Source organism: Streptomyces sp. NPDC050164 (genome assembly GCF_044459945.1).
Classification (GTDB): Bacteria; Actinomycetota; Actinomycetes; order Streptomycetales; family Streptomycetaceae; genus Streptomyces; species Streptomyces coeruleorubidus_A.
The window spans coordinates 249,610-263,050 of sequence record NZ_JBITJK010000003.1 but is presented as its reverse complement, the minus strand read 5'-3'; the positions used below and the strand labels follow the sequence as shown (position 1 = coordinate 263,050).

Genomic DNA, 13,441 nt, shown 5'->3' with positions numbered 1-13,441 from the left:
GAGCGCTCAGTGGGGCCCCTGCGGCGTGAACTCCGTCCCGCAGGGGCCCGCCCCCTCACTCTCCGGCAACTCCACCCTCGCCCCGTTCATCGTCAGCGTCCGGTAGAACCCCCCGATCCGCTCCGCCGACCGCCCCACGTAGTGCCCGATGAACGACCGCCGGAACCGATCCACCGCCCGGTTCGGCTGCGACCCGTGCACCAGACTGCCGTTGAAGAACAGAACATCCCCCGGCTCCATGTCCACCGGCACGGCGGCCAGGCCGGGCGGCGGCGGAACGTACTCCCGGGCGAAGGACACCTGCGCATCCGCCTGCTCCGGACAGAACAGGTCCATCCGGTGCGTGCCCGGCACGACCTCCAGCCCGCCGTTCTCCCGGTCGATCGCCTCGCAGGCCAGCCACGCCGCCACACACGTGCCCGGCTCCACCCGCAGATAGAAGTTGTCCTGGTGCAGCGCCTGTCCCCGGGCGCCCGGCGGCTTGAAGTAGAACATGCTCTGCGCGGCCAGGACCTCCTCCCCGAGGAGCACCTCCAGCACCGACCGCAGCCGGGCGTCCAGCAGGACGTCGCGAGCGAGGTCGTTGATCTCGTGCGGGTGCATCACCCGCGGCCAGGCGTGCAGCGGATCGGCGCCCGGCCCGGACTCGCGCGGCTCGAAGTGCCCGGGAACCGGGCCGGCCGCACGCAGCGCCGCGAACTCCTCGCACAGCCGCTCGGTCTCGTCGCCCCCGAAGAGTCCGCGCACGACCGTGAAACCGTCCTCCTCGAAACCCTCCCGGTACCGCCGGAGCGCGGCAGGGTCCAGGATGGGAGCGCCGGCGGCGCCGTTGCCCGTGACTGTCATGAGTGCACTCCTCGGTCAGTGGTCTCCCGGCACGACACGCTAGGTCACCGAGCCATCGAGGGGGATGCCCATGCGTGCTGACGGGTTGCCCGGTACTGCTGAGCACGGGCCCGACGGGGATCCCGCACCGCCGCCCGGTCTGGTCGTGCTCGGCCACTTCGACCAGCCGCCCGGATACGGCGTCAACCGGCCTCGCGGGTCCGCGAGTTGGCTCTTCACCTGGACCACGAAAGGCCGCGGACGGCTCTGGCAGGGCGGGGTGCAGACCTCGGCCGGCGCGGGCCACCTGGTGGTGCTCGCCCCGGGCACCCCGCACGGTTACGCGGTCGAGCCCGGCGCCCGGCGCTGGCGGTTCTGGTGGGCGCACTGCCAGGCCCGCCCGTCGTGGGCCGCTTGGCTGCGGCCGTACGACGCCGGTGACGGGCTGTACGTGGTCACCTCCGCCCCGGCCGGAGTGCACGGCCGTGTCGAAGCGGCGTTCCGGCGGATGCACGCCGACGCCCGCCGGCCCGGCGCCGGGGCACCGCCCGACGCGGCGGCCCCGGACGGGCAGATCGCCGTCGCGCACGGCAGTGCCGCCCGCGAACTGGCGCTGTGCGCACTGGAGGAGATCGTCCTCCTCACCACCGCCGGTGCCCGGCCTGCGACCGCCCGGGTCGGCCTCGATACACGGATCCACCGGGCCCAGGAGCTGATCGACGCCGACCCGGGCGCGCCGCACACCGTCCGCTCGCTGGCCGGACAGGTCTCCCTGTCGCCGTCCCGCTTCGCCCATCTGTTCAGCCGTCAGCTCGGCCAGTCGCCCATGCGCGCCCTGCGCGAGGCGCGGCTGCGGCACGCCGCCCGGCTGCTGGAGGCGACCGACCTGCCCGTGGAACGCGTCGCCACGGCCTCGGGTTTCGCCAGCCCGTTCCACTTCAACCGCGTCTTCCGCGAGCGGTACGGGACACCTCCCGGGGCGTACCGGAACGCGGTTCACGGCGGCCCGCGGGACTGAGCAGCGGTGGGGCCATTGGTTCCAGGGGAGTCCTCGAAAGAGTCATGCCGGGAAGGTCCGAGGGTGTGAGCTGCTGTGCAGGCGGCAGTTCAATGGTTTCCGGGCGACGCCCGTAGCCGGGCGGAAAGGCGTCGCAAAAAACAGAAGGGACAGCGCGGAAATCCCTTTTGCACTGCACCTTGACACTTTGTCAAAGGTCCTGGCCGCGTACGCAATGCACGAAACCGCAAGATCCCTTGTTCCTTGCCGCTGACCTGTGTAAAGGTGTGCCTTGTCGGCGTTCGGACAAGACGCCATTCTTCGTGTGCGCGAGGCCACCGGGCCGGCATACCCCTTGGTATGGACTTTCTTCCGCATGTCCTTGAGAGGAATGCAGCCGTGAACGACGCAGGCCCGTCGAATTCCCCGGGTCCGGCCCGCAGGATCGGCGCGACGGACGAGCAACTGAGCGCCGAGCTCAGGAAGTGGACAGGGGCGACCCCCGCGCTTCACCCCGTCGGCGAACTGCTGGACCGGCACTGGGAGGCGGCCTCCGCCTACGCCCGGCTGTGCACCGACGGTCCGCGTTCCGCCGGAATACTCACCACCGCCGCATTCACCCGTATCTTCGGCGAAACCCTGCGCCAGAACGGCCCCACCTCCGCGTGGCGGCCCCACCTGCTCGTCACCGTACGGCGTATCGCGGCCGAGTGGGCCACCGACCACAGACGCGACATGCTGCACCCGGAACTGCTGTCCGGGGCCGGCGAGGGGGAGCGGGTGGCCGCCCGGCTGCTGCCGCAGCAGCACCGGCGCCTGCTGTCCGGCGCCTTCCAGCGGCTGCCCCAGTCCGCGCGCTGCCTGCTGTGGCACGTCGAGGTCGAGGCCGAACCGCTCACCGTCCCCGCCGGGTTGCTCGGCCTGGACGAGGAGGGCGCCGGCGTCGAACTGGGCCGGGCCCGTGACCGGCTGCGCGAGGAGAGCCTCCAGCTGCACCGCGAACTCGCGCCCGACGAGGAGTGCCGGCGCTACCTGCGCCTGCTCGACGTCACGTACCGGCGTGGCGCCCTCGACATCGACCCCGATCTACGCGCGCATATCCAGGGCTGCGGGCACTGCGCCGCTACCGCGGACCAGCTCGACCAGTTCAACCACGGGCTCGGTCTCGCCCTGGCGGAGGGCGTGCTGGGCTGGGGCGGGCGGGAGTACGCTCAGAGCAGACCGAGCGCCGCCGCCGAGAGCGACGCGACCGGCGCCCCGGTGCCCGGCACGGAGACGGCCGCCGCGGAGAACGGGCTCCCCGGGGGTGTGGCCGGTGAGGCCTTCCCCGACCCCGTGGTCCTCGCGGGCATGGTCGGGGAGTCGTTCACCGACCCGGTCGGCACTCCGGCCGCGCCACCCGCCCCCGCCACAGAGGAAGCAGCGCAGGCTCCCGCCCACGACGGCTTCCCCGCCCCGCCCGACGCCCCGCCGGCCAGTGGAACCGCCCCTGCCCCCCGTGCCGAAGGCCACCGCACAGCGGCCCGCAGATCCGCACACAAGGCGGCCCGCCGTGCCGCCCGCCGCCGCAACCTCACCGCGGGCATCCTGACCGTCAGCGGCCTGGTCGTCCTCCCGCTCGTCGTGTGGTCCCTGGGCAACTCGGGCGAGGGCACTCCGCAGGCCGGTGCGGGCCGGCCCTCCGAGACGCCCGGCTCAGGTGCGGGCGAGTCGACGAGCGACTCCTCCTGGGTCGGGGCGGGCGACGCCGAGAAGGGCGCCCTGCGGGGCCGGCTGCACAACGTCGCCTCCGGACTGTGCGTCGGCATCGAGGGCGACAAGGCAGTCGAGGACGCGGAGGCCGAGCTGACCACCTGCTCCTCGGCCGCCGTCCAGCAGTGGACGTACGAGACCGACGGCCTGCTGCGCAACGGCGCCGACCCCGACCTGTGCCTGGACTCGCACCTCGGCTACTCGGTCCGGCTGGCCCCCTGCACGGAAGCGTCCCGGCCGGAGACCAAGAACATCCGCTACGACTTCACCCTCCAGGGCGCCCTGGTGCCCCGCTGGGACCAGGACCTCGCCCTGGCTCCGGCCGCGACCGACGGCTCGGGAGCCCTCGTCCTCAAGGCCCGGGCGGACGAGGAGGGCCAGCGCTGGGCGATCGACACCTCCAAGGCGGACCTCCAGTTGGAGGTCGTCAACTGGAGATCCGCCGCCCCGGCGCCGCGCTCCACGCCCTCGAAGACGCCCACGGCGACACCGACCCGGTCCGCCACCCCGTCGACGGCACCGCAGCCGACGCCGACCAGTGCGCCCCCCTCCGAATCGCAGTGCCACGGCTACCACTGCGACGGGGACGGCCAGTACGGCTACCCCGGTTATGGCTACGGGTACGGCGGCTACGGTGGCGACGGAGGCGGCCACCACTGACCGGACGCGGGCTCAGACCCCGACGACGCGCAGCGACAGCCACAGCGCCACCACGGCCGGCACCAGCGCGGCCGGCACCGCGAGCAGCCCGAGCCGGGTGAACTCCCCGAGCCCGACCCGGTGTCCGTGCTGCTGCACGATCCGCCGCCACAGCAGGGTCGCCAGCGATCCGGCGTAGGTCAGGTTGGGACCGATGTTCACGCCGAGCAACACCGCAAGCACGGCACCGGGACCGGCCCCGGCGGTCAGCGGCAGCAGCACCAGAACCGCGGGCAGGTTGTTGACGAGGTTCGCCAGGACGGCGGCCAGCGCCGCCACGCCCAGCAGCGTGAGCAGGCCCGAGCCGTCGGGCAGCACCCGGTGGAGCGCGTCGGCGAGCCCGTGGTCGACGACCGCCCGCACGACGACGCCGAGGGCGAGCACGAACGCAAGGAAGGCCGGAGCGGCGGACCGCACCACCGTCAGCGGGGTGGCCTTCCGCCGCAGCAGCGCCCGCCCTGCCACAACCAGCGCCCCGGCCAGGGCAGCCCACGCCGGCGCGATCCCGACGGCCGAGGCCACGACGAACCCGGCGAGCGTGCAGCCGACCGTGACGAGAGCGAACAGCGGCAGCGGCTCGGGAGGTGTCAGCAGGACGACGGTGGCGTCCAGACTCAGCACGGCCGTGATGACACGGTGACCGCGCATGCGAGTAAGGCCGCCCGGCGTACGGACTGAGACGTTGTGGCCATGCCCTTCCGGGTGTCCGCCGCGGCAATGGAGAAACGGCGGCAGCGGAGAAACAGCGTCCGATCACATCCCGTTGAGCAGTTCCAGCTCCGCCCAGATCGTCTTGCCCTCGGCGGTGTGCCTGCTGCCCCAGCGCTGGGTGAGCTGGGCGACCAGCAGCAGACCGCGGCCCCCCTCGTCCCAGGTCTTGGCGCGGCGCAGGTGCGGCGCCGTGTGGTTGGTGTCGGACACCTCGCAGATCAGCGTGGACGCGTCGTGGATCAGCCGCAGCCGGATGGGCGGGGCGCCGTAGCGGATGGCGTTGGTGACCAGCTCGCTCACCACCAGCTCCGCGGTGAACGTGGCCTCGATCAGCCCCCAGCGGTCGAGCTGGTCGACGACCTGCTTGCGGATGGGGGCCACCAGCGCCGGGTCGGCGGGGATGTCCCAGGTCGCCACCTGGGCGGACGGCAGGCCGCGGGTGCGGGCCAGCAGCAGGGCCACGTCGTCGGCGGAGCCGCCCGGCGGGAGCAGGGCGTGCAGCACGCGGTCGCAGATCTCGTCCAGGGAGTCGGAGGGAGCCGACAGGGCCTCGCGGAGCATCCGGTGGCTCGCGTCGACGTCCCGCTCGCGGCTCGCGAGCAGCCCGTCCGTGTGGAACGACAGGACACTGCCCTCCCGCAGCTCCACCTCGGCGGACTCGAACGGCAGCCCCCCGACACCGAGCGGGGGACCGGAGGGCAAGTCGAGCTGCCGGGCCGGGCCGTCCGGCGGGACCAGCAGGGGCTGCGGGTGCCCGGCCCGGGCCAGGGTGCAGCGTCGCGACACCGGGTCGTACACCGCGTACAGGCAGGTCGCGCCGACCTCCCCGGTGGCGGCGCCGCTGCCGGACTCCTGGGACAGCCGGACGACCAGGTCGTCGAGGTGGGTGAGCAGCTCGTCGGGGGCCAGGTCGATGTCGGCGAGGGTGCGGACGGCGGTGCGCAGCCGGCCCATGGTGGCCGAGGCCTGGATGCCGTGGCCGACGACGTCGCCGACGACCATCGCGACGCGCATCCCGGACAGCGGGATCACGTCGAACCAGTCGCCGCCCACGCCGGAGCGGGTGGCGGGAAGGTAGCGGGAGGCCGCCTCCACCGCCGGGGTGCGCGGCAGTGTGCGGGGCAGCAGGCTGCGTTGCAGGGTGAGCGTCGTCTCGCGCTCGCGGGAGTAGCGGCGGGCGTTGTCGATGCAGACGGCGGCCCGGGCCGTGACCTCCTCGGCCAGCAGCACGTCGTCGGCGGTGAAGGGCTCGGGGCGCCGGAAGCGGGTGAAGACCGCGACCCCGAGGGTCGAGCCCCTGGCCTGGAGCGGAACGGACATCGTGGAGTGGATGCCGTACTCGCGGACCCGCCGGAACCGGACCGGGTCCCAGGCCAGCCACTTCTCGAGGTTGCCGCCGTCCGCTCCGGAGGCCACGACCGCGTGACCGGCGATGAGCGAGGCGACCTGCGGGGAGTCCTCCGGATAGACGTCCACCTGCCCCGGCTTGGCCACGGCCTCGGGGCTGCCCGGGTTGACCGACTGGTGGGCGGCCCGGCGCAGGCTCACCGGAGGGGTTGGCGGGCCGGCGGACTCGCCGCCGTGCTCCCGTGCGTCGAGCAGGTCGACGCTGACGAAGTCGGCGAGCGCCGGGACGCACACGTCCGCCAGCTCCTGGGCCGTACGGGTGACGTCGAGGGTGGTGCCGATGCGCACGCTCGCCTCGTTGACCAGCTGGAGCCGCTCCCGTGACCGGTACTGGTCGCTGAAGTCGTGGGCGGTCACGCACACGCCCCGCACCCGCCCCGAGTCGTCGGTGAGCGGTGCGAGCCGGGCCAGCCAGGCGTGCGCGGCCCGGCTCTCGCCGCTGGCCTTCATGTACGTCTGCATGTCCTGCCGCCGGCCGGTGCTCAGCACGCGGCGCAGATACTCCTCGAGCTCCGCGTTCTGCGGCCGGCTGCCGATGTCGGTGGGCCGCAGGCCCCGCAGCCGTTCGGCCGGCAGCCCGACGAGGTCCGCCATGGCGTCGTTGACGCCGCGCAGCCGCAGCCGCTCGTCGAAGATCATCGTGGCGCAGGGCGACTGCGTCAGGGCCGCCCGCACCAGCGGGTCGTCCGGCAGCTGGGGACGGGGAGCCTCGGGCGGGGACACGGCGAGCCACTCGGCCGTCTCCGGGCCGTCCGGCGGCCTGCGGTGGGCGAGCACCCACGCGGAGACCGTGTGCCCGTCGCGGTGACGCAGCGTGAGCGTCCCGCTCCAGCGGGCGTCGGCCGGCACGGGCGGCGGTTTTGCTCCGTCGGCCAGCAGCTCGGCGGCCGGGCGGCCCAGGACCTCGGCGGCCGTGTGGCCCAGCAGACGGTATGCGCCCTCGCTCCACTCGGTGAGCGTGCCGTCGGCGGCGATGACGGCACGGGCGGCCACGCCATCGTCGAACGGCTCGTCCGGGCTCATCGTCGCCACTCCATACGGACACTCACAGTGATCAGGGAGGTCGCTTGAGTTCCAGCCTAGTCCGTGGGCGTCCGACGTGGACCGGTAACCCCTGTGCCACCCGGCCGAGCACGGTCAAGGCGCAAATCCGGCCGATGTGACGCCCGGGACAGAACGACGCTGCCGCACCCTTGACGGCCCTGTGTGACACCTCGACAGAATCTGTTTGTTCACGATGAGTTGTGAGTACTTCTGGGCCCTGATGAGGGAGAGCCGCCATGTCGGTCACGCGTAGATCGGTCCTGCTCGCCTCCGCCGCCGCGCCCGCGGCCGGAACACTGCTGGGCTCCCCGGAGGCGTGGGCCGCGGAGGTGGCGCGCGGGGTGTCCGGCCGCCGCACCGTCCCCCTGCGCGACGGCTGGCGCTTCGCGCTGGTCAACCCGGGCGGGCTCACCGACCCGACCGGCGCCTACGCCGACGCCCACCTTCCCGGACACGACGACTCCGGATGGCGCGAGGTCGCGGTCCCGCACGACTGGAGCATCGAGCAGACCCCCACCACCGAGCACGGCACCACCAGCGGCACCGGCTTCCTCCCCGGCGGCCTCGGCTGGTACCGCCTCGCCTTCACCCTGCCGCCCGCCCTCGCGGGCAAGCGGATCTCGGTGGAGTTCGACGGCGTCTACATGGACTCCTCCGTCTACTGCAACGGCAAGGAGGCCGGCCGCCACCCCTATGGCTACACCGGCTTCGCCTTCGACCTGACCGACCTGGTGCACACCGACGGCACCACCGAGAACGTGATCGCGGTCAAGGTCCAGAACCGGCTCCCCAGCAGCCGCTGGTACTCGGGCAGCGGCATCTACCGCGAGGCCCGCCTGGTGATCACCGAGCCGGTGCACGTGGCCCGCTGGGGCACCCGCGTCACCACACCCCGGATCTCCGCCGAGCGGGCCGTCGTCCGGGTCGACACGTCGGTCGTCAACGCGTCGGGCGCGGGCGCCGACGTCGAGGTCGTCTCCCGGATCGTCGACCCGAAGGGCCGGACGGTCGCCCGCACCTCCTCCACGGCCGCCGTCACCGACGAGAGGACCGAGACCCACGAACTCACCGTCCGGCGCCCCGAGCTGTGGGACATCGCGGCCCCGCACCGCTACACGCTGCACACCGAACTGCGCGTCGGCGGCAGGATCACCGACACCTACCGCACGCCCTTCGGCTTCCGCACCTTCCGCTTCGACCCGGACGAGGGCTTCTTCCTCAACGGCAAGCACCACAAGCTCAAGGGCGTCGACCTCCACCACGACCTGGGTGCGCTCGGCGCGGCCGTCAGCATCGACGCGGTCCGCCGCCAGATGGAGATCATGCGGTCCATGGGCGTCAACGCCCTGCGCACCTCCCACAACCCGCCCGCGCCCGAGGTGATCCAGGTCTGCGAGGAACTGGGCGTCGTCATGCTGGTGGAGGCGTTCGACTGCTGGCGCACCGGGAAGAACCGGTACGACTACGGCCGGTTCTTCGAGGAGTGGTGCGAGAAGGACGCCACAGAGATGGTGCTGGCGGCCCGCAACTCGCCCGCCGTGCTGATGTGGTCCATCGGCAACGAGGTCCCCGACTCCACCTCCACCGCCGGCCTCGCCATGGCCGACCGGATCATCGCCGCGATCAGGGCCGCGGACGACACCCGCCCGCTGATCATCGGCTCCGACAAGTACCGCCGCCTTCCCGCCAAGGGCTCCGCGGCCGACCTGATGCTGGCCAAGCTGGACGGCCTCGGCCTCAACTACAACACCGCCAAGTCGGTGGACCAGCTGCACGCGGCCTACCCTCACCTCTTCCTCTTCGAGTCCGAGTCCTCGTCGGAGACCTCGACCCGGGGCGAGTACCAGGAGCCCGAACACCTCAACACCGGCGAGAACTACACACCCGGAAGGCGCGGGACCTCCTCGTACGACAACAACCTCGCCTCCTGGACCATGAGCGGCGAGTACGGCCACAAGAAGGACCGGGACCGCAAGTGGTTCACCGGGCAGTTCCTGTGGTCGGGCATCGACTACATCGGCGAGCCCACGCCGTACGACGTCTTCCCGGTCAAGGCGTCCTTCTTCGGCGCGGTCGACACCGCGGGCTTCCCCAAGGACATGTACTACCTGTTCCAGAGCCAGTGGACCGACAAGCCGATGGTCCACCTGCTGCCGATGACCTGGAACCACGCCGAGGGCGACACGGTCGAGGTCTGGGCGTACGCCAACGTCGACACCGTCGAGCTGTTCCTCAACGGAAAGTCCCTGGGCGTACGGCGGTTCGACACCAAGAAGACCGTCGACGGCCGCACGTACCTGGAGACGACCGAGGCGACCGGCGACGACAAGAACTTCACCGACGGCCCCTACCCCGGCAGCTACACCAGCCCCAACGGCAGCGCCGGCAAGCTCCACCTGACCTGGAAGGTGCCCTACCGGCCGGGCGAGCTGAAGGCCGTCGCGCGGCGGGACGGCAAGGTGGTGGCCACCGACGTGCTGCGCACCGCCGGCGCCCCGCACGCGATACGTCTGACGCCGGACCGCAAGTCCCTGGCCGCGGACGGGCGTTCGCTGGTCTTCGTGACCGCCGAGGTGGTCGACCGGCGCGGTGTGGTGGTGCCCGACGCGGAGCACCTGCTCTCCTTCGAGGCGGCGGGCGGCTCCCTCGCCGGGCTCGACAACGGCCGCCAGGAGAGCGCCGAGCGCTACCAGGCGAGCACCCGCACCGCCTTCCACGGCAAGGCCCTCGCCATCGTCCGCTCCGGCACGAAGGCGGGCACGGTGAAGGTGACCGCCCGCGCCGACGGCCTGCGCGCCAGCACGGCGACCGTCCGCGCCACCCGGGCGGGGGACCGGACCGAGACCGCTCCGCCCGCCTTCCGGCCGGAGCACCCCGCGCCCCTCGACTACCCGCATGCGGACGCCAGTTACTCCGGCCGCCCGGACGCCCTGCCCGCCGCCATGCTCGACGGCGACCCGGCCACCGGCTGGTCCAACGGCTTCTACAAGCAGGCCACGGCCCTGCTGCCCGCCTTCGACGGGGCCCGCACCGAGGACTGGGTCACGGTCGACCACGGACGCACCCGCGGCTTCGACCGGGTGGACGTCTCCTTCACCGTGGACGCCACGCACAGCCTGCCCGCGGCGATCGAGGTGGCGGTGTGGGACGGCCGTGCGTGGCGGGCCGTGGAGGACGCGGCGATCGACTGGGCGACCGCCTCCGACGCCCCGACCGTGATCACCTTCAAGGCCGTCCGCGGCTCCCGGATCCGGCTCACGATGACGAGCCGCCACCCCGACGAGGCCCGGGGTGCCCTCCGCATCAGCAGGCTGGAGACCCCGGCCGCCTGAGCCCTCGGATGCGACGGTCCGGGCGGGCGGCGAACAGGCCAGTCCCGTCCGGACCGTTGACGGGGCGTCACATCAGCCACAACCATGGCGTGCATCCGCATCTGGGAGCGCTCCCACGCCGAGCGCCACCCGCACCTCCCCAGAGGAGCCCAGACGTGAAACGACGCAGAACCGCCCTGTTGTCCCTGACGGCCCTCCTGGCGACCGCGCTCACCGCGCTGCCCTCCGCACCGGCCGGGGCCGAAGAGACCGAGCAGGTCAGGAACGGCACCTTCGACACCACCACGGACCCCTGGTGGACGACCAGCAACATCACCGCGGGTCTGTCCGACGGCCGGCTCTGCGCCGACGTCCCCGGCGGCACCACCAACCGCTGGGACGCCGCCGTCGGGCAGAACGACATCACCCTGGTCAAGGGCGAGTCGTACCGCTTCTCCTTCAGCGCGACCGGCACGCCCGCGGGACACGTCGTGCGGGCGATCGTGGGTCTGTCGGTGTCGCCCTACGACACCTACCACGAGGTGACACCGCAGCTCAGCGTCTCCGGCGACACCTACTCCTACAGCTTCACCTCGCCCGTGGACACCGCCCAAGGCCAGGTCGCCTTCCAGCTCGGCGGCAGCGCGGACCCCTGGCGCTTCTGCATGGACGACGTCTCGCTGCTCGGCGGGGTGGCGCCGGAGCCGTACGAGCCCGACACCGGGCCCCGGGTCCGCGTCAACCAGGTCGCCTATCTGCCCGCCGGACCGAAGAACGCCACCCTGGTCACCGACGCCACGGCGAAACTGCCCTGGGAGCTGAAGACCTCCGGAGGGAAGGTGGTCGCCCGGGGCACGACCGTGCCGCGCGGCGTCGACGCCTCCTCCGGGCAGAACGTCCACTCGATCGACTTCGGCGCCTACCGCACGAAGGGCACGGGCCTCACGCTGGTCGCCGACGGCGAGACCAGCCGCCCCTTCGACATCGACGCGAGCGCCTACGAGCGGCTCCGGGTGGACTCGGCGAAGTACTACTACACCCAGCGCAGCGGCATCGCGATACGCGAGGACCTGCGGCCCGGCTACGGCCGCCCGGCCGGGCACGTGGGCGTGGCACCCAACAAGGGCGACACCTCCGTGCCGTGCCAGCCCGGCGTCTGCGACTACAGCCTGGACGTCAGCGGCGGCTGGTACGACGCCGGCGACCACGGCAAGTACGTCGTCAACGGCGGCATCTCCACCTGGGAGGTGCTGAGCACCCACGAACGCGCGCTGCACGCCCGCACCGGCGACGCCGGCAAGCTCGGCGACGGCACGCTCGCCATCCCCGAGAGCGGCAACAAGGTCCCCGACATCCTCGACGAGGCCCGCTGGGAGCTGGAGTTCCTGCTCAGGATGCAGGTTCCCGACGGAAAGCCGCTGGCCGGCATGGCCCACCACAAGATGCACGACGAGCAGTGGACCGGGCTGCCGCTGCTGCCCAGTGACGACCCGCAGAAGCGCGAACTGCACCCGCCGTCCACCGCGGCCACTCTGAACCTCGCGGCCACGGCCGCACAGGCGGCCCGCCTCTACCGGCCCTACGACAAGGCGTTCGCCGGCAGGGCGCTGGCAGCCGCCCGCAAGGCCTGGTCGGCGGCGCTCGCCCACCCCGACCGCTACGCCTCCGAGAGCGACGGCATCGGCGGCGGCGCCTACCCCGACAGCGACGTCACCGACGACTTCTACTGGGCGGCGGCCGAGCTGTACCTCAGCACGGGGGAGAAGCGGTTCGAGGAGTACGTCCTGAAGTCGCCGGTCCACAAGGCCGACATCTTCAGCCCGCTCGGCTTCGACTGGGCACGCACGGCCGCGGCGGGGCGGCTCGACCTCGCCACGGTGCCGAACAAGCTGCCCGGCCGGGACAAGGCCCGCCGGTCCGTCGTCCAGGGCGCCGACCGCTACCTGGCCACGCTGAAGGCACACCCCTACGGCATGCCGTACGCCCCGGACGGCAACAAGTACGACTGGGGCTCCACCCACCAGATCCTCAACAACGCCGTCGTCCTCGCCACCGCGTACGACATCACCGGCGTCACGAAGTACCGGGACGGAGCGCTCCAGAGCATGGACTACATCCTGGGCCGCAACGCCCTGAACATCTCCTACGTCACCGGCTACGGCGAGGTCAGCGCCCAGAACCAGCACAGCCGCTGGTACGCCCGCCAGCTCGACCCGAACCTGCCGAACCCGCCGAAGGGCACCCTCTCGGGTGGGCCGAACTCGAGCATCCAGGACCCCTACGCACAGAGCAAACTCCAGGGCTGTGTCGGCCAGTTCTGCTACATCGACGACATCCAGTCCTGGTCGACCAACGAGCACACGATCAACTGGAACGCCGCCCTGACCCGCATGGCCGCCTTCGTGGCGGACCAGGGGTAGGGGGTGTCCGCGAAGTCCCGCCTGCCCTGCGACGCCCGGCACGCTCCCCCAAGCTCTTCGAGCAGGGGGGACCCCCACTCGCCGCACCGGTCGAACACCCGCGTACAACCAGTACGCGGGCGTCCGCCCGGCACGCCGAGAGCACGCACCGAACGCCGCAGTGCCCGCCCTCCGGGCGGACGACGGGACTTCGCGGACACCCCCTGACCTGACGAGCGCGCCGGGTGCCGGGGGAGTGGGCCGACAGGACGCCTCCGGCACCCGCGCGTAGCGTG

General features: G+C 72.4%; 6 protein-coding genes and 1 pseudogene. 4 read left to right on the top strand and 3 right to left on the bottom strand.

Annotated features, from left to right (window positions below):
• Positions 1 to 6 precede the first annotated feature (6 nt).
• A complete protein-coding gene (locus ACIBNA_RS06560) occupies positions 7 to 846 on the bottom strand; it encodes a phytanoyl-CoA dioxygenase family protein (protein ID WP_399164140.1) in 840 nt (279 codons plus the stop codon).
• Positions 847 to 916: 70 nt separating this feature from the next.
• Here ACIBNA_RS06560 and ACIBNA_RS06555 point away from each other — a divergent pair, with 70 nt between their 5' ends.
• Together ACIBNA_RS06555 and ACIBNA_RS06550 are read left to right on the top strand one after the other, a co-directional pair.
• A complete protein-coding gene (locus ACIBNA_RS06555; protein WP_399164139.1) occupies positions 917 to 1,843 on the top strand; it encodes a helix-turn-helix domain-containing protein in 927 nt (308 codons plus the stop codon).
• A gap of 378 nt (positions 1,844 to 2,221) precedes the next feature.
• Positions 2,222 to 4,234 carry a ricin-type beta-trefoil lectin domain protein gene (locus ACIBNA_RS06550; RefSeq protein WP_399164138.1) on the top strand — a complete coding sequence of 671 codons (2,013 nt, stop codon included), beginning with the start codon at positions 2,222 to 2,224 and terminating at the stop codon, positions 4,232 to 4,234.
• A gap of 12 nt (positions 4,235 to 4,246) precedes the next feature.
• Here the strand turns inward: ACIBNA_RS06550 and ACIBNA_RS06545 are convergent.
• Both ACIBNA_RS06545 and ACIBNA_RS06540 read right to left on the bottom strand, forming a co-directional pair.
• Positions 4,247 to 4,855: pseudogene (locus tag ACIBNA_RS06545) on the bottom strand (ArsB/NhaD family transporter); the annotation flags it as partial.
• Between the two features lie 171 nt (positions 4,856 to 5,026).
• Positions 5,027 to 7,414 (bottom strand): SpoIIE family protein phosphatase, encoded by a 2,388-nt coding sequence (locus ACIBNA_RS06540; RefSeq protein ID WP_399164137.1) that lies wholly within the window; start codon positions 7,412 to 7,414, stop codon positions 5,027 to 5,029.
• A gap of 257 nt (positions 7,415 to 7,671) precedes the next feature.
• On the opposite strand from ACIBNA_RS06540, the gene ACIBNA_RS06535 reads away from it, so the two are divergent.
• Both ACIBNA_RS06535 and ACIBNA_RS06530 read left to right on the top strand, forming a co-directional pair.
• Positions 7,672 to 10,767: a glycoside hydrolase family 2 TIM barrel-domain containing protein gene (locus tag ACIBNA_RS06535; protein ID WP_399164136.1), complete on the top strand. Its 3,096-nt coding sequence runs from the start codon at positions 7,672 to 7,674 to the stop codon at positions 10,765 to 10,767.
• 155 nt (positions 10,768 to 10,922) lie between these two features.
• Positions 10,923 to 13,166, top strand: coding sequence for a glycoside hydrolase family 9 protein (locus tag ACIBNA_RS06530; protein WP_399164135.1), 2,244 nt, complete (start codon positions 10,923 to 10,925; stop codon positions 13,164 to 13,166).
• The last annotated feature ends 275 nt before the right edge of the window (positions 13,167 to 13,441 follow it).